The sequence below is a fragment of the Anaerophaga thermohalophila DSM 12881 genome (assembly GCF_000191885.1).
Lineage (GTDB): Bacteria > Bacteroidota > Bacteroidia > Bacteroidales > Marinilabiliaceae > Anaerophaga > Anaerophaga thermohalophila.
Genome location: NZ_AEWI01000029.1, coordinates 1 through 16136, shown reverse-complemented (window position 1 = coordinate 16136; position 16136 = coordinate 1). Strand labels below are relative to the sequence as shown.

The 16136-nt window shown below is 41.1% G+C and carries 12 protein-coding genes; 7 read left to right on the top strand and 5 right to left on the bottom strand.

Features of this window, described 5'->3' with window-relative positions; all coding sequences use genetic code 11:
- Nucleotides 1-209: 209 nt before the first annotated feature.
- Nucleotides 210-1799, bottom strand: a complete 1590-nt coding sequence (locus ATH1_RS0109935; RefSeq protein ID WP_245531762.1) for an alpha-N-arabinofuranosidase — start codon at nucleotides 1797-1799, stop codon at nucleotides 210-212.
- A gap of 382 nt (nucleotides 1800-2181) precedes the next feature.
- On the opposite strand from ATH1_RS0109935, the gene guaA reads away from it, so the two are divergent.
- The 7 genes from guaA (at nucleotide 2182) to ATH1_RS0109895 (ending at nucleotide 8853) form a co-directional block, all read left to right on the top strand.
- On the top strand, nucleotides 2182-3711 hold the full coding sequence (gene guaA / locus ATH1_RS0109925; RefSeq protein WP_010420938.1) for a glutamine-hydrolyzing GMP synthase: 1530 nt from the start codon (nucleotides 2182-2184) through the stop codon (nucleotides 3709-3711).
- Nucleotides 3712-3886: 175 nt separating this feature from the next.
- A complete protein-coding gene (locus ATH1_RS0109920; RefSeq protein WP_010420936.1) occupies nucleotides 3887-5470 on the top strand; it encodes a S41 family peptidase in 1584 nt (527 codons plus the stop codon).
- On the top strand, nucleotides 5467-6087 hold the full coding sequence (gene pnuC, locus ATH1_RS0109915) for a nicotinamide riboside transporter PnuC (RefSeq protein WP_010420933.1): 621 nt from the start codon (nucleotides 5467-5469) through the stop codon (nucleotides 6085-6087). Before ATH1_RS0109920 ends, pnuC begins: the two co-directional genes overlap by 4 nt.
- On the top strand, nucleotides 6065-6643 hold the full coding sequence (locus ATH1_RS0109910; RefSeq protein WP_010420931.1) for an AAA family ATPase: 579 nt from the start codon (nucleotides 6065-6067) through the stop codon (nucleotides 6641-6643). Before pnuC ends, ATH1_RS0109910 begins: the two co-directional genes overlap by 23 nt.
- 24 nt (nucleotides 6644-6667) lie before the next feature.
- A complete protein-coding gene (gene epsC, locus ATH1_RS0109905) occupies nucleotides 6668-7594 on the top strand; it encodes a serine O-acetyltransferase EpsC (protein WP_010420930.1) in 927 nt (308 codons plus the stop codon).
- 311 nt (nucleotides 7595-7905) lie between these two features.
- The gene (locus tag ATH1_RS0109900; RefSeq protein ID WP_010420927.1) at nucleotides 7906-8454 is read left to right on the top strand and encodes a SiaB family protein kinase; all 549 of its coding nucleotides are present in this window, start codon (nucleotides 7906-7908) and stop codon (nucleotides 8452-8454) included.
- An 18-nt stretch (nucleotides 8455-8472) separates the two neighbouring features.
- The gene (locus tag ATH1_RS0109895; RefSeq protein ID WP_010420925.1) at nucleotides 8473-8853 is read left to right on the top strand and encodes a DUF1987 domain-containing protein; all 381 of its coding nucleotides are present in this window, start codon (nucleotides 8473-8475) and stop codon (nucleotides 8851-8853) included.
- A 390-nt stretch (nucleotides 8854-9243) separates the two neighbouring features.
- Here the strand turns inward: ATH1_RS0109895 and ATH1_RS0109890 are convergent, their stop codons facing one another.
- From ATH1_RS0109890 to ATH1_RS0109865, 4 genes are all read right to left on the bottom strand, one after another.
- On the bottom strand, nucleotides 9244-12318 hold the full coding sequence (locus ATH1_RS0109890) for an ATP-binding cassette domain-containing protein (RefSeq protein ID WP_010420922.1): 3075 nt from the start codon (nucleotides 12316-12318) through the stop codon (nucleotides 9244-9246).
- Nucleotides 12319-12481: 163 nt separating this feature from the next.
- Nucleotides 12482-12931, bottom strand: a complete 450-nt coding sequence (locus ATH1_RS0109880; RefSeq protein ID WP_010420916.1) for a hypothetical protein — start codon at nucleotides 12929-12931, stop codon at nucleotides 12482-12484.
- Nucleotides 12932-13365: 434 nt separating this feature from the next.
- On the bottom strand, nucleotides 13366-15273 hold the full coding sequence (locus ATH1_RS0109870) for a BamA/TamA family outer membrane protein (RefSeq protein WP_010420912.1): 1908 nt from the start codon (nucleotides 15271-15273) through the stop codon (nucleotides 13366-13368).
- A 6-nt stretch (nucleotides 15274-15279) separates the two neighbouring features.
- A complete protein-coding gene (locus tag ATH1_RS0109865; protein ID WP_010420909.1) occupies nucleotides 15280-15840 on the bottom strand; it encodes a PepSY-associated TM helix domain-containing protein in 561 nt (186 codons plus the stop codon).
- Nucleotides 15841-16136: the final 296 nt, after the last annotated feature.

The window sequence follows — 16136 nt, the reverse complement described above, 5'->3', positions numbered from 1 at the left end:
GGAGGCCGAAGGTCTTTTGTGTTTATAGCCAGTCGTTGCAATATAGAGACACGACTCCGAAGGTGTCGTATGTAATTCCTTCAGGCTTGGCGGGCGGGACGTCCCAAAACCTGCCGGTGATCCCCAAGCTATACCAGGAGGCCTTAAAATCCGCCAGAGAGCCCGTAATACCGTCCTCCGGGCGGTCACTTTATGGGCAGATACTATTTTTATTGCTTAATCTTTCCTTTCAATAAGGTAACTGAATGGGGAGGGAAAGCGTATGTGACAACGGAACCACTGGCTTTAATGTTCTCTTTTCTTTCGGTCTTTACATTGGTCTGACCAAAATCATTTTCAGCCTTTATATCCGGCCCGTTAATCTCATATACTTCCAGCTTTCCGTCGAAATCTCCTGACTGTGATATTATATCGGTAGGAATGGCTTTGTCTTTATGGCGATTGATCACCGCGATGGTAACATTATCATCCTTATAAGTGGCTGACACATCCAGGTATGGTACATCCGACTGCTGAGTTGTAGTTTCTCCCAGACCGAGGTAAAATTCTTCAGTATCGTAGGTTTCACAGTCTACAAATACATCGAGCGATGTTCCGTGCATGTTATTGGCAAAGAGCTCGAGCGGATAATAGATGGTTTGTTTGTACATGTCGTCTTTGCTTGTAAAAATGGGACCAATAACATTGACCAGCTGCGCCATATTGGCCATTTTTACTATATGGGCATTTCTGATGAATGCGTTGAGCATCCCACCAATGACGAGAGCATCTTCCAGATTATAATGCTCTTCAAGGGCTCTTTCACCGGTCATTGTATCTCCTGAGCGTGCACGGTACCAAACATTGTATTCATCCCAGGCAATATAAATAGGATCGTCGGTATGATCCCGCCGTAGAGTGCGTTGCATCACTTCGTTGATCATTCCTTCCACAATCCTGGTACGTTCTTCAATAACGAGGGGCGTGGCCATGAAGTTGTAGTAATTGTTGTCGGGATTTCCCACGTAGATGTGAAGGGCAATGTAGTCGATATAGTCTTTCAACTCTTCCAGAACAGTGCGGTTCCAATCATCAGGATTTGCATCCGGCCTGTAGTTGGAAGACCCTGCCGCAATAAGTTTAATACCGGGCGAAGTCAGTCGCATCAGTTTTCCTGCTTCGCGGGCTTTTTTACTGTAATCAATGGCATTGAGGTGTCCCATTTGCCAGTAACCGTCCATTTCGTTTCCGAGACTCCAGTATTTTATATTATAAGGTTCCGGGAATCCGTGTTTCTTTCGTAGCTCGGCATAATACGGTCCCTCTTTTACGTTGCAATACTCTACCCATTGCCGGGCTTCACGGATGGTGCCTGTTCCCAGGTTTACAGCAAAATAAGGCTCTGTCCCCAGTTTATTGGCCCATTTCATAAATTCGTTGGTACCAACTTCGTTGGTTTCTAATCGGGCCCACGCCAATTCAAGACGTTTGGTTCTTTCCGGTCCGACACCGTCTTTCCAGTTATAGTTTGAAACAAAGTTCCCTCCCGGGTAACGAACAATTGGGATATTCAGGTCTCTTGCAGCTTCCAGTACATCGGTACGAAATCCGTCTTCATCAGCAAAGGGGGAATCGGGATCATAAATACCTCCATAGACACATCGACCAAGATGTTCAACAAAATTACCGTAAATGTTTTTGTTGACTTCCCCTATTGTCCGGTCCAGATCAATCTTTATTCTCGCGTTTTGGGCTTGCAGGTTACTGCTAATGAAACCCGCCACCAAAAATAAGATCAGGGGCTTTAAAAAGTGGTTCATTTTCATAGTATTATTATTTTGATATTAGAAATTGCACGTTTCGGCAGGACTGCATGTTAAGCGTTATGTTCTTTGAACACGCGCTTACTTGTCAAAGATAGGCGCTGAGAGTTAAGTGGGGGAGGACAAACTGGTAAATCAGGTAGAAGGATGTTTTTGATACAATACTTCTTCAGACTCAGCAAAGAGTTTTAAATCAGATGATTGCAAAAACTCAGGCATTAAGAACATCCATGAGGAGTCTTTCCATACTGTCCCGATATTCGGGAACCTGAGTCAATAAATTTTTAAACGGAACAAACATATAGTAGCTAATATCAGAAATTCTAATGATCTATTGTATATTTGCACTGATCTTTAATTCATTCATATTCTTTGTTCGATGCAGGAAAAAATTTTCATTCTTGATTTCGGGTCTCAATACACCCAATTAATTGCCCGCCGCGTTCGTGAATTAAATGTATATTGTGAAATTCATCCTTTTAACAAATTTCCCGAACCTGATGAAACAGTAAAGGGTGTCATTCTTTCCGGGAGCCCGTTCAGTGTTCGTGATAAGAATGCTCCCATACCTGATTTAAGTAAAATTAAGGGCAGATTGCCCCTTTTAGGGGTTTGCTACGGTGCCCAATTCATGGCCCAGAATTATGGCGGTCTGGTAGAAGCTTCTGACTCCAGGGAATACGGAAGGGCTAATTTGAAATACATCGACCATGACAATGAACTGTTTCTGGAAATCGAGAAAGATTCACAGGTATGGATGTCGCATGGTGACACTATTATAAAACTACCCGATAATTATCGTATCATTGCAAGTACAAACGATGTTGAAGTTGCCGGCTACAAGGTGCAGAATGAGCCGACTTACGGCATTCAGTTTCATCCCGAAGTATACCATACCACACAGGGATTGCAGATATTGTACAATTTTGTAGTAGATATTTGCGGATGCCACCGTGACTGGACACCAGCTTCCTTTGTGGAAGAAACAGTTGAATCACTACAAAAGCAAATCGGCACCGATAAAGTTGTTTTGGGACTATCCGGAGGTGTTGACAGTTCAGTAGCAGCCATGCTTTTGCACAGAGCCATCGGGAAACAGCTTACCTGTCTCTTCGTGGATAACGGACTGCTTCGAAAGAATGAGTATGAGAAGGTATTGGATTCTTATAAACATATGGGTCTTAATGTGATCGGTATTGATGCAAAAGACCGGTTTCTGGGTGAATTAAAGGGTGTTTCCGATCCTGAGAAAAAGCGGAAGATTATAGGAAGAGTTTTTATCGAGGTTTTCGATACAGAGGCCCAAAAGATAACCGGTGTGAGATGGCTTGCACAGGGGACTATTTATCCCGATGTTATTGAATCTGTTTCCGTTAACGGACCTTCGGCTACCATCAAATCTCACCATAATGTAGGTGGTTTACCCGAAAAGATGCATCTGAAAGTAGTTGAACCGCTTAAATTGCTTTTTAAAGATGAGGTACGAAAAGTAGGGCATGAACTGAATATTTCTCCCACTATACTGAAACGTCATCCATTCCCGGGCCCGGGCCTGGCCATTCGTATTCTTGGGGAGATTACCCCAGAGAAGGTGGCACTTTTGCAAGAGGTTGATCACATTTTTATTGAAGGTCTTCGCATCCATAACCTTTATGACAAGGTTTGGCAGGCCGGAGCCATTCTTCTGCCTGTTCATTCTGTGGGTGTAATGGGCGATGAACGTACTTATGAAAGCGTGGTAGCACTTCGTGCGGTTACTTCGACCGATGGTATGACCGCCGATTGGGTGCATCTGCCTTATGAGTTCCTGGGACGTATTTCCAGTGAAATCATCAACCGGGTGAAAGGTATTAATCGCGTGGTTTATGATATCAGTTCCAAGCCACCGGCAACTATTGAATGGGAGTAGACACACATATTGTGAAAATTTTTGCAGGTTTAAAGACGAGTACAAGTTATGCTGCTTCAGCAGGTAAAGTGCTATTCTCTAATATATAGTCCCACAACCTGACAACTTAACAACTCAACAACCCGGCATGAAATAAGGGCAGGAATGACCTGGAAAATTAAAAGAAAATTCAGCAATGCGAAACGTTTTCATATTAACAATCACTTTTTTGGTGGCTTCATTGTCTGCAAATTCACAGGTAAATGATTCAGAACTGGAAAAAATTCAGCTTTCCTGGCAGTTGATTACTGCTTTCTATGTTGACAGTGTGAATACTCATGAACTTGCAGAGGAGGCTATTATTGCCATGTTAGAAAAACTCGATCCGCACTCGGTTTATATTCCTGCAGAGGAGGTTAAGGCCATGAATGAACCTCTTGACGGGAATTTCGAGGGTATTGGTATCGAGTTTATGATACTTAAGGATACACTTCTTGTGGTTTCAACCATACCAGGAGGGCCATCGGAAAAAGTGGGAATGATGGCAGGCGACCGTATCCTGGAAATTGACGGTGAAAATGTGGCTGGTATTGGCTTGACAAACAGCGATGTGTTTGATATGTTAAGAGGCCCAAAAGGAACGGAAGTACAATTGACCATTCTGAGAGATGATAGGAGTCTGAATTTTATTGTAGAGCGTGATGAAATTCCCATTCATAGCGTTGAGGCATCTTATTTGATTTCTCCTGAGACGGGATACATAAAAATATCAAGATTTTCTCAAAGTACTCATCAGGAATTCAGAGAAGGATTGAAAGAGCTGAAGAAGAGTGATATAGAAAATTTGGTACTTGATCTTAGGGGCAATGGCGGTGGCTATTTAAAAGCAGCTCTGGATATTGCTGATGAGTTTATCGGAGAACGCCGATTGTTGTTGTATACCGATGGGATGGCTATTCCCAGGTCTGAATATCATTCAAAACCAGGTGACCTTTGGGAAAAAGGGAAGCTGATAGTATTGATTGATGAAGGCTCTGCCTCGGCCAGTGAAATTGTTGCCGGAGCGGTGCAGGATTGGGACAGGGGCATTATTATGGGACGCAGGAGTTTTGGAAAGGGACTTGTTCAGAGACCATTTACATTGCAGGACGGATCGGAAATACGACTTACCATTGCCAGGTATTTTACTCCGTCAGGACGAAGCATTCAGAAACCTTACGATAACGGACTCTCGGAATATCACAGTGAGATATTTGAGCGCTTTGAGCATGGTGAGTTTATGTATGCCGACAGTGTTCACATGCCCGATAGCTTGGTTTACAATACGCTTGAGAAAAAACGAAAAGTTTACGGAGGTGGAGGCATTGTACCCGATGTGTTTATACCGATGGACACAGCCTACTATACGGATTATTATCGCGATTTGGTTGCCTCCGGAATCATGAACCGCCTGGTGATGGACATGCTGGACGAGAACAGGGAGATGTGGAAAGAGCAATTTCCGGCTTTTTCCGATTTTTCTTCCCGATTTGAAGTCCCCGATAGTTTTATTGATGAACTGGTAAAAAAAGGTGAAGAAAACGACATTATTCCGAACCGGCAGGAACTGAGTATTTCCGAATACTGGATCAGGTTACAGATTAAAGCTTTGATCGCACGAAATTTATGGGATACCGGCAAGTATTATCAAGTCATCAATCCGGCACTTCCGTTCTTTGATGAGGTGATTGAACTGGTGGAAAGTGAAGATAAATATTCAAAAGTATTTGAGAAAAGATGATTGAATGGTTGTCGGAACATTGGATGGAGATCGCAGGAACATTACTGTCCCTGGTTTATCTCTATCTGTCGGTTCGCGAAAACATCTGGTTATGGGCTACCGGATTTTTGTCATCCTTTTTTTATATGATTGTCTTCTTTGACGAACGCCTGTATGCCGATATGGGATTACAGGTGTACTACCTTATCATCAGCATATACGGCTGGCTTACCTGGAAGTGGGGAAGACAAAGAACCGGCGGAAAGAAGATGCCCATCAGTAAGGTGGATGGCAGGACAGGAGCTATTCTGTTGCTTACCGGAGGTATTGTTTATGTTGTGGTTCTTCTGATATTATTGAAAGTTCCCTCTTTAATAGATATTCCTGCGTCGGAATTACCTTTCTGGGATGCATTTACAACCACCGGGGGAATCATTGCAACATGGATGCTTGCCCGGAAATTTATTGAACACTGGTTGGTATGGATTATCGTTGACCTGGTAAGTAGTGGAATGTATATTTACAAAGGGCTTGAAGTAACAGTTTTGCTTTACCTGGTTTATACTGTTGTAGCTGCAATTGGCTATTTGGAATGGAAGAAAAACATGAAAACCCGTGACAGAGATATTAAAACATGATTGGTCCGGAAGAAAGGAATACCAGCGGAAGGGCAGCAGGTACATCTTTATCATTACGGGGCCCGAGTCTACCGGCAAATCATCATTAACTGAGGAGCTGGCCAAACATTTTAATGGAATAGCGGTTAAAGAATACGCAAGAGAATATGTAGAAAATCTCAATGGAAATTATACTTTTGAAGATGTTGAAGCCATTGCAAATCACCAGGTTGAGGAATATTGTTCGATAACCCAAGCCACTGATGGTAAGAGACCGGTGTTTTTCGATACCTTTTTGTTTATTACCAAAGTGTGGTTTGAAGAGGTTTTTTATTGTTGTCCGGTATGGCTGCATCGGGCCATTGAGAAATGCAGAATCGATTTGGCCTTGTTGTGTTTCCCTGACTTGCCGTGGGAACCCGATGGCGTTCGTGAGAATCCTCACAGGAGAAACTACCTTTTCGATCGTTACCTCGATGAACTGACGTATTACGGAGTCCCTTACTGTGTTGTGAGAGGAATTAATCAACCGAGGATTGAGAACGCGATTAGATGTATTGACAAAGAGATGTGTTGAGCCGTTTAAATTAAATATTTAGTTATGCGTTATCTGGAATATCCGAGAAAACTGAAAGACATCATAGAGAATCTTTCGCAGGAGGAGTCTTATCAGGCTGTATGTCACCGCCATTATCCCGATCAACCAATGCCTTCATCCAGGGTGCTTGAAGAAATTGTTGATCTGCTCAGAGAGATTATTTTCCCCGGCTATTATGGTAATTCATCCACCCGTCCTGACAGTATACGGTACTATCTTGGCGTTAATGTGGAAAAACTTTACGATCTGTTGCGCCAACAGGTGTATGCAGGCCTGTGTTTTGATTGTAAACACGCGAACAGGGAAGACCTTCTGATGCGGCAAGATAGAGCCGCTATGATAAGTATAAAATTTATTGAAAAACTCCCGTTGATCAGACATCTACTTGCCACAGATGTGGAAGCTGCCTATCTGGGCGATCCGGCTGCGCAAAGCAAGGCAGAAGTAATTTTTTGCTATCCGGCCATCAAGGCCATTACAAATTACCGAATTGCTCATGAGCTTTTGGAATTGGAGGTTCCGTTGATTCCCCGGATTATCACGGAAATGGCTCATTCCGAAACCGGTATTGATATTCATCCCAGGGCCAGGATTGGTCACCATTTTACAATTGATCACGGTACCGGCGTAGTTATTGGTGCTACATCAATTATTGGTAATCATGTTAAAATTTACCAGGGGGTAACGTTAGGTGCCAAGAGTTTTCCCCTGGACAAGGATGGGAATCCGATTAAGGGTATCGACAGACATCCGATCGTGGAAGATAATGTCATTATTTATGCACAGGCTACTATTCTGGGAAGAATAACTGTGGGGGCCAATTCGGTTATTGGCGGTAATGTCTGGTTGACTTCATCCGTTCCCCCAAACAGTAAAATTTTGCAGGAAAAATATCGACACAAGGGGTTTATGGATGGCGATGGAATTTGATTTTAGGGCTTCGTTTGAAATGATTGATTTTTCTGAAAATCAAGACCAATAGTATTTTTGCCGAAATTAACCAATAGGGAATGAGGCGTTATAAACTTTCCGTAACAACGGTTTTGAAGACAAAGACACTTGTTTGAGTTGATTCATTTATCTTATATTTTCTCATTTTGGCCATAAAAATTGTTGTTTTTACCAAAAACAGAAGTGATTACCAAGGTTTTTTGAACGGATTTGATTAAACTTCGGCAAGGATAATACCCTGAAATTTAATAAATTTTTATATTTGCGATGGATCAATGATAGACACTAAAATGGGTTTTAATCTTGAAGAATGGTATGCTCATAAGCTCCAGGGAGATGTAATCCTGAAATATACAGGAAGTATTTCCCCTGAAATGATTACCCATGCTTTAGAATCTGTTGAAAAAAATCCTCAGCTTAAAGGTGAAAGACTGCAGACACGGAAGAAGGTCTACAATGTTTTCGTAGAATGCATGCAAAACCTCTATCATCATGTTGATGCACCACCAGCCGGCCTCTCAGCAGGTGGGTCTCCCAATTTTGGAATAGTTATTTTGGTACGCGACGGCTCTTTTTACCGGGTTACGACCGGAAATTTTATTTTGCGTTCCAAAGTCAATTTTATCAAAGACCGTATTGAGCAACTTAATTCGCTCTCTGATGAAGAGGTACGTTTGCTGTATCGTGATATTCTGGGAAATGAAGCACTCTCCGAAAAAGGAGGCGGCGGTCTCGGGATGTTGGATATTGTCAGGAAAACTGGCAATAAACTAGAATATTTTTTGTATCCTTACGATGGAGAACATGTGTTTTATTCATTAGATGTCTATATAAGTTAAAAAGATATAATTGCCATTATGGAAACAATTATTCGCGAAGACACACCAAAAACTCCCTATGTCAGGTTGGACGGCGAAAAGGGGTTTGTCGAGATCAAAGGGCGCTCGATTCCCGAAAATTCTGTTGAGTTCTATAAGCCGCTTATTGACTGGATCGATGAATACGGGAATTCCCCCAAAGATAACACGGTAATTAATATTCAACTTGAATATTTTAATACTTCTTCTTCTAAATGTATCCTCGATATTTTTAAAAAGCTGGAATTATTGTTCAAAAAGGGCTATAAGGTTCAGGTGAATTGGTATTACGAGGAAGACGATGAAGACATGTTTGAGGCCGGGGAAGATTACCAGTCGATTATCAACTTGCCATTCAAAATGATTGAAATGGAAGAGTGATCATTCCGGAAATTTAATGAAACGTGTCCTGATTACTTGGGACGAATTCCGTCAAACTAATGACTTAGACTTATTTTATACGGATGAAACGAGCATAACAAGGTTTGCTTTAATAGATCATTAGGGCATTAGGGCATTAGATCATTAGATTATTAGATCATTAGATTGTTAGATCATTAGATTATTAGATTGTTAGCTAATGTGATAAAACTTATAACATTCTAACAACTAACACATCAACAACTTTAACAATTCTAACAGCCGTAACAATTTATTAAATGTGAGATGAAACGAGCATGGCAACGTTTTGCCACAATAAGAATATGTATTACCCGCTTGCATGTGAGTAAAATTTCACGCAAGGTGGCAGGAGTTTTATCCGTCAAATTATTATTCTACCGGAGTCTTTTTAACGCTTAAATGATTCTTTCCCTTCGACAAAATCTTCTTTAAAGTTTTGTTATACAGCAGAATAAATAACACAAAATTCATAACCCACAGAACGATTAAATCAATCCGGTACGTTTCGATTTGAAGATTTCCGACTTTCTTGAACGGAGCGAGAAAATGAGCTTTTACGAATTTGTGTTTTGGCTCTTTATAGATGGGATCAAATTTCTGGATGAAGCGGTTATTGTGCCGGATAATCCTTTTGGAGAAAAAATCATCCGTACCTCTTAGAAATCTTTCAAGGCCCTCGTTGTGGTAGTAATTCCTGAGTTGGGTAAGATAAAACCGACCAGCTTCGGGGTGCTTCCGTATCAGGGCACGTCGATGTTCTTCATGACGTCTGTCGGCCTCATTGTATAGTCCTATGTAAAATTTTTTTATTCTTTCCAGGTACTGACTCGCCTTCTCTGACTTTTCTTTTTGTGGAATATATTTGAATGTTCCAATATTTTCAAATTCAGGTCTGGAAGGTAATTCTTCTGCTATTTTGCTGAACTCATTATTAATCAGTTCCACATTGTTTTTCAAAACAAACGTATCATCTGTTGACTCTGCCTTCATTAGTTCCGACTTCATAGCCGGATACCAGTAATCTTTTCTGTAAGTAGCATTACTTTTCAGTTTTTCGTAAAGGAAAAACTCTTCCTGGTAGTTATTGTCCTTAAATTGATTCACAGCCAGGGCTTCGAAAGCCCACCGGGCAGTGATTAATTCGCCATACCACGGAATGTCAGATACCGATGAGAAATTGGGGTTGAGACGGTCGTAGGAGACAAAAACGCCACTCAGGATCAGCTGTGGAATGATCAGAAAGGGAATTAAAATGTAAATGTTAACAGTCTTTTTAAGTGTGTCGGATATTATGAGCCCAAGTAGGTTAGCAAAAACTGCAGATGTAAAAAGTATGAGCCAATAATCCATAAACATCTCTTTTATCTGAAGAATGCTGTTTCCTATCCAGACAAACAAGGCCACCTGAATCGCTGATAAGATGGCCAGGATTCCGACTTTTGACAACAAATAGCTGAATCGGCTCAAATTAAGGAACGCTTCGCGTCTCAGTATTTTTTTGTCGTTGATGATTTCTTCAGCACTGACGGTCAGTCCCACAAAAATGGCTATTATTACAGCAATAATGATGTATGTAATAATGTTTGGATTGTTATAAAAATAGTATTGCTTACTGCTGTTTTCGCCTACCTGAAAATAATAAAGCAATCCGGCAAGTACCAGTGCAAGAGCCGGCATTTCGAAAAGATTGATAAATATGTATTGGACGTTGGCCAGCTTTGATTTCAGGTCTCTTGTGAAGAATATTTTTAATTGCCCTAATCTGTCGGGTATTTGGAAATTGATCTCGGGCAGAGGTAATCTCTTCTCCTCCCTCTTTCTTGTTGAAGGATGTATTTTTTTAAAGGTATTAAACCATTCCTCGGGGGTTATTTTTCTGACTGGTGTAGGCGTACCGTATTCGTCCAGGACATGTGAGTTGACTATATTGAGGATTTGTTCGGGATTGACATTCCCGCATACGGGGCATTCACTCTCGTCTCGGTTGGCATGGTTGATGCACGACTTAAAATAGTTGATGGCACCTACCGGATCGCCATGGTATATTAAGTAACCACCTGTATCAAGCACCAGCAGTTGGTTGAACATTTTGAATATTTCTGATGATGGCTGGTGGATTACCACAAATATTAATTTCCCTTTAACTGCAAGATCCTTTAGCAGGTCCATTATGTTTTCGGAGTCGCGGGATGACAGGCCTGACGTGGGCTCATCAAGAAAAAGCACAGAAGGTTCCCTTATCAATTCCAGGGCTATGTTAAGGCGTTTCCTTTGTCCGCCGCTTATTTTCTTGTTCAACGGAGAGCCTACTTTCATATTCCTGATCTCGAACAGTCCCAGCGACCTTAACAGATGATCGACTTTCTCTTTTATTTCATGATTATTCAGGTGATCGAAACAGAGTTTGGTGTTATAGAACAAATTCTGATACACGGTAAGGTCTTCAATCAAGAGGTCGTCCTGAGATACATAGCCGATGAGTCCTTTGAGCTTTTCGGGGAATAAATGAAGGTCTATTCCATTAAGTAATATTTCACCCGATGAGGGCAGATAAATGCCTGTGAGCACATTTATCAGGGTGCTTTTTCCGGCACCTGAGTCTCCCATAATGCCTACGAGCTGACCGGAATGGCTGGTGAAACTCATTGGATGTAAACCGGATTCATGCCTCTTGCTAAAACTGAAAGAGATATCCCTTACATCAAAAACAATGGGTGTTTGATTTGCACTGTAATTAAAATGCGTGGCAATATCGCTGAAAGTGACAGGTGTCCCGTGCATGTACCGTACCGATCCGCCGGGACGTAAAAACTGTATCCGGTGGGGGATCAGAACCTGCCCGTTTATAGTAAGTTCGGTGCTTTCGTTCGACTTAACCAGGAAAAGAGAGACCGACCTGATGTTGAGAACATAAATTTCAGTGTTTAAAAACTCCCTGAAGATATATCGCTCTTCCTGCCGTCTTTCTCTGTCGCCCCCTATTATTAGTATGTCTTTGTTTTTTTCGGGAACGGGGTTTGTTATGAAATTTTTGATGGCTTCATACTCTTCTGCCGGAATATTGAAGGTTTCGGCAACAGTGTCGGCAAACTCATTTTCAATTTCAGAAATACCGCCTTTTCCCGAATTTAAAAACTCGAGAAGCTGAATGATAACGATGGTTTTCTGATAATGGGTCAGCTCTTCATTTATGGCGGTGGCTATTCGGAGTATTCTTACCGAGCTGGCGGCATATAGCTTGGGAATGCGTGTTTTTTCTTTAAGTTTTTGCCTGTAAGTTTGCCGATGTTGGTCAAATAAAATCAGGTATTCTTCAATGAGTTGATTATTAAGATGAAGCGAAAGATAATTTCGCACAACTTTACGACGCGAGACGGCATCCTGATCGGGCGCGGCCACCAGGGCAAATAATTGCATCAATGCTTTTAAAATACCTTCACTCATGTGGTATTTTCAATGTTTGAGGTTTTTCTGAAAATTATGATCCTCTCGTTTCGACAGTTGATTTTCAAAACTATTTGCTGTTGATATTTTTTCAGAAAAATCCACATTTTCTAAGAGGATTGTGCAACAAAACCGACACTTGATTCAAACCTGTTTTATTCAGTTAAAAGGCAGATGGTCTCAGGTTCTTAAAACCGATAAGGAGCACTGCCATGCCCGAGCTTCCGCTTCCCGGCACCAGACCTGCTTCAATCTTGCATTCCATGTTCCCCTCCATCTTGAAATCCCAGCTTGATGGGTAATTATGCCGGGTAGTGGAAAACAATAAATTATTATTGGTATCATAGATTGAGAACCAAACTCTCTTATTTGTAGGTGAGCAGGTTGCAATCCGGTAGATATTACCTTCGAACAGGGTGGCTCTGAATTCGGCTACTTCCGTACCGGTAAGAAGCGCTTTCATAGGTTGACTGTTGTGAATAAATCCATTGTCGATTTGTTCCATGCAGTCGGCATAGATGTCCTTTTGGTTCGATGGCTGACTGAAAGCCAATGCGAACATGCCGGCACTCACAACAAAAAGTAAAAATGGTATGGTTTTTCCGGATATCATATCGCACTAATTCTTTGTTGAAAATTGGCCCTTATTTTGTCTTTAGTCAAAGATATTCAAAAAAACAGAATATTTCGATAAATATCTAAAAAATAATCACTTTGTAGGTCTTTGAAGTCGCGGATGTCTGGCTGGAATAAATGATCTTTCTGTATTTAAAGTATTGATTGTAAGAGTTTTGATTTTTAATATAAATTTTATCCAAATTCTTGCAATCAAGCGGCGGAGCCGGGCAAGATCGATTCCGTTTCCCGATTTCCCGATTTTGATCAGAAATATAGAAAATGTAAGGCTCTCATTAAAATAGTTATGAAAGCCAACATTTTCTAAATCGGGGTTAACTCTGAGTAAAGCGATACTTCGCCTAAATCGTATCGCTCCGCCCGGCTCTCTTTGCAGGGCAAAGCGGCTGTTTGATTGCAAGAACTCAGGTTTTAGTAAAATACAGTCGTTCCTGGTTGAGCAGGTACAAAATCTTGAAAATGCCTTGTTTTTTCGCCGGTGATCCGGAGGCTTAACGGGAATTCTCCGGAGGGAACTCTGGGCATGATGGCCAGTCTTATCTGCAGAGTGTTGAAGACCAGGTTGTCGTTTCTTATCCGCAAGCCACCTCCAAAACTAAAATATGGCGTATGATTAAAGAGGCTTTTCGAACTCTCTTTTAGAAAAGCGGTATCGAAAAATGTAAATGCCGCAAATTTGAATCCCAACGGTTCTATGTTCGTAAATAATACCTGCTCTGTCTTTAAGACTATTTTTTCTGATCCTCTTAATGATTCGCTGTAATCGAAACTATGCAGACCATTCACGTCTTCATCAAGAAACAAATACTCTCCGGGAAATCGTTTAAGTCCGTTTACATATTGGATTTCAAAGAAGTTTCTGAGATCGCTGTTTCCTACTTTTATTAAGGGGGTAATGTACTCTCCGACAAGCTTGAGATGTCCTTGTTCAGGGGAGCCGGATTTGAAGAAAGAGCCTACGTCGGCACTCAGATAGAGATAGCCTTTTGATGGGATAAGCGCTTTTCCCAATGAGTGGTGAAAATTCAGATAATGACGGGTTGAGCCATCGCCGTCTTGATACCCGTAATTCAAAGATGTAAGAAAACCATAAGGAACATCTTCTGTCCGTCCGAAAGAATAAATGAGATTATTTTTATAGTAGCCTCTTTTCGAGAAAGAAAGACCTCCGAAATAAAACTTTCCCACGGGAAGAAATTTTTGATTCTCAACCTGATCAAAAAGTTTTAAATCGAGGAAACGGGTTGTTATGTAAAAATTGGACCGCAACGGATGGTCGGAATCTCTAAACAAAAATGAACGGCCAAACCAGAAATTCTGTCTCCTGTAATCAAGAGGAGACTCCCATTCAAGGGATGGGTAATCCTTTAGCTTGGGATTTACGTAAGAGCGGTTAACCGTAGCACCACCGGCATATTTTATTTCAGGCAGTACAAAGTTTTTTTCAATATTACCCGAGATAAGCTGTAAATTTTTTATATGCGAATAGTCAAGTTCAAAGTTGATGTATTCGCCTAGGAAATTTTCTGTTCCGAAAGTCTCTCTAACCCCCCAGTCCCTGATATCGGTGGTTGGCGTTACAATGGTGTGCGACAAAGAAATACCGCGACCAAAAAGGTTTTTGTTGATGAGCGATACCGAAGGTTGCTGGTTTTCCCGTCCGATGGATACTGCATGAGGATACCGGTCTTGTATGTACACACTTATATTTACCACATCATTATTTTTAGCATGAGGCCAGGCAACTATCTTAGCGTCGTTAATAAATGAAAGGGAACGCAACAACCGCTCGCTGTCTGTAATATCTGACTGGCTAAGACTTTGCCCTGCCTCAAAAGTCAGAGTTTTCAAAACAATTTGCGGAGCTGTTTCGAATCTTAGCGTATTGCCCATTTTTACCAGCCATGAGTCTTCAACTATTGTTGTATCGTTTACTGAACCACCGAAAGGAGGAATGTTTCTGATGTCAATATTGGCAATTCTTTTGCCTGAAAATTGAAGATAATTTTTATTTTGAGATAATGAATCACTGTTTAAACTACTCTTAACGAGCCACTCGTGCAGCTTGCGCGAGAAAAAATTATTTTCAGAATGATCTTTCAGTATTTCTTCCAGTTTTTTCCCTTCCTGAGGTTCTTCAATATTTAAGTTCCCTGGCTTTATCAACCTGATAACCGTATCATTTCTTATGATTATAGTGGTATCCGTTGACTGGGCATTGCATAAAAAAGTAAAGTAAAGCAACAATATTATGACAAGACGTATTCTTTTTTCAGATCGTCCGCAAAAAATGGAAAAATGGCCGGTATATTCAATCATTGGTTGTCAAAGGTATATTACCAAAAATGCGATTGAAATCAGAATTCCTGCTATTGAGAGCCAGGCGCCTCTTCCACGGATTCCGTTTTTCCCTTTGAGGATGAAAAGGCCCGTGATGGCAAGTATCATTAACGAAAACGCAAAAATATCAGAAAACCAGGTCCAAAGTTTGCCGGGATTGTAATGTAAAAAGTTGACTTCATAAAAAACCGGTCTTTTCCGGATGATTTCAATATTTGCTATTCCCGTTGCTGTATCTACTGTCACCGAACTTCCTTTTTCCAGAAAAATTTTTATCATTCCCGGCGAAGGAGAATAATGATTTTTATAGTCTTGATTAACTCCGCATTGTTCAAGAATGGCCAGCACAGATGCCTGGTTGTTTTCATCAAAATGTTCAGGAAGGGATATTTTTTTCTCCTGAACTTCAATGATATAGTTCGGATTCCAGTCGTCAATATGGTTCAGAGCTATTCCCGACAGGCCGTAAATGATAATCATGCCTGTAAAGAAGTAGCCTAAATCGCGGTGAATTACACGATTAATTTTGCGCCAGTTAAATTGCATAGTGATATCTTGTTATTTCCGGGTCGTTGCTAAAATACATATTTTTTGTCTGATACTATACCCTGAGATGTCTGGTTTTATCGGGCCAAACTATTGAGTAATAATGAAGCTTTTAAATAAATCAGGCTGAAAAAATGGCATATTATGGCGTTTAAAACGGTCAATTTAGCAGTATAAAGTTTATGGCAGGAACCTTGAAGTAATACTTGAGTGCAGTCTAAAAAGCCTTTTGACCCCTAAATCCCCAAAAGGGGACTTTTTCAAACTGCTGATTTTTAGCAGTTCCCCTTTAGGGG

Coding starts and splice junctions, on each gene's coding strand:
- epsC (WP_010420930.1), top strand. CDS start 6,668: ATGCGTTATCTGGAATATCCGAGAAAACTGAAAGACATCATAGAGAAT.
- guaA (WP_010420938.1), top strand. CDS start 2,182: ATGCAGGAAAAAATTTTCATTCTTGATTTCGGGTCTCAATACACCCAA.
- ATH1_RS0109870 (WP_010420912.1), bottom strand. CDS start 15,273: ATGATTGAATATACCGGCCATTTTTCCATTTTTTGCGGACGATCTGAA.
- ATH1_RS0109890 (WP_010420922.1), bottom strand. CDS start 12,318: ATGAGTGAAGGTATTTTAAAAGCATTGATGCAATTATTTGCCCTGGTG.
- ATH1_RS0109865 (WP_010420909.1), bottom strand. CDS start 15,840: ATGCAATTTAACTGGCGCAAAATTAATCGTGTAATTCACCGCGATTTA.
- ATH1_RS0109895 (WP_010420925.1), top strand. CDS start 8,473: ATGGAAACAATTATTCGCGAAGACACACCAAAAACTCCCTATGTCAGG.
- ATH1_RS0109900 (WP_010420927.1), top strand. CDS start 7,906: ATGGGTTTTAATCTTGAAGAATGGTATGCTCATAAGCTCCAGGGAGAT.
- ATH1_RS0109880 (WP_010420916.1), bottom strand. CDS start 12,931: ATGATATCCGGAAAAACCATACCATTTTTACTTTTTGTTGTGAGTGCC.
- ATH1_RS0109920 (WP_010420936.1), top strand. CDS start 3,887: ATGCGAAACGTTTTCATATTAACAATCACTTTTTTGGTGGCTTCATTG.
- pnuC (WP_010420933.1), top strand. CDS start 5,467: ATGATTGAATGGTTGTCGGAACATTGGATGGAGATCGCAGGAACATTA.
- ATH1_RS0109935 (WP_245531762.1), bottom strand. CDS start 1,799: ATGAACCACTTTTTAAAGCCCCTGATCTTATTTTTGGTGGCGGGTTTC.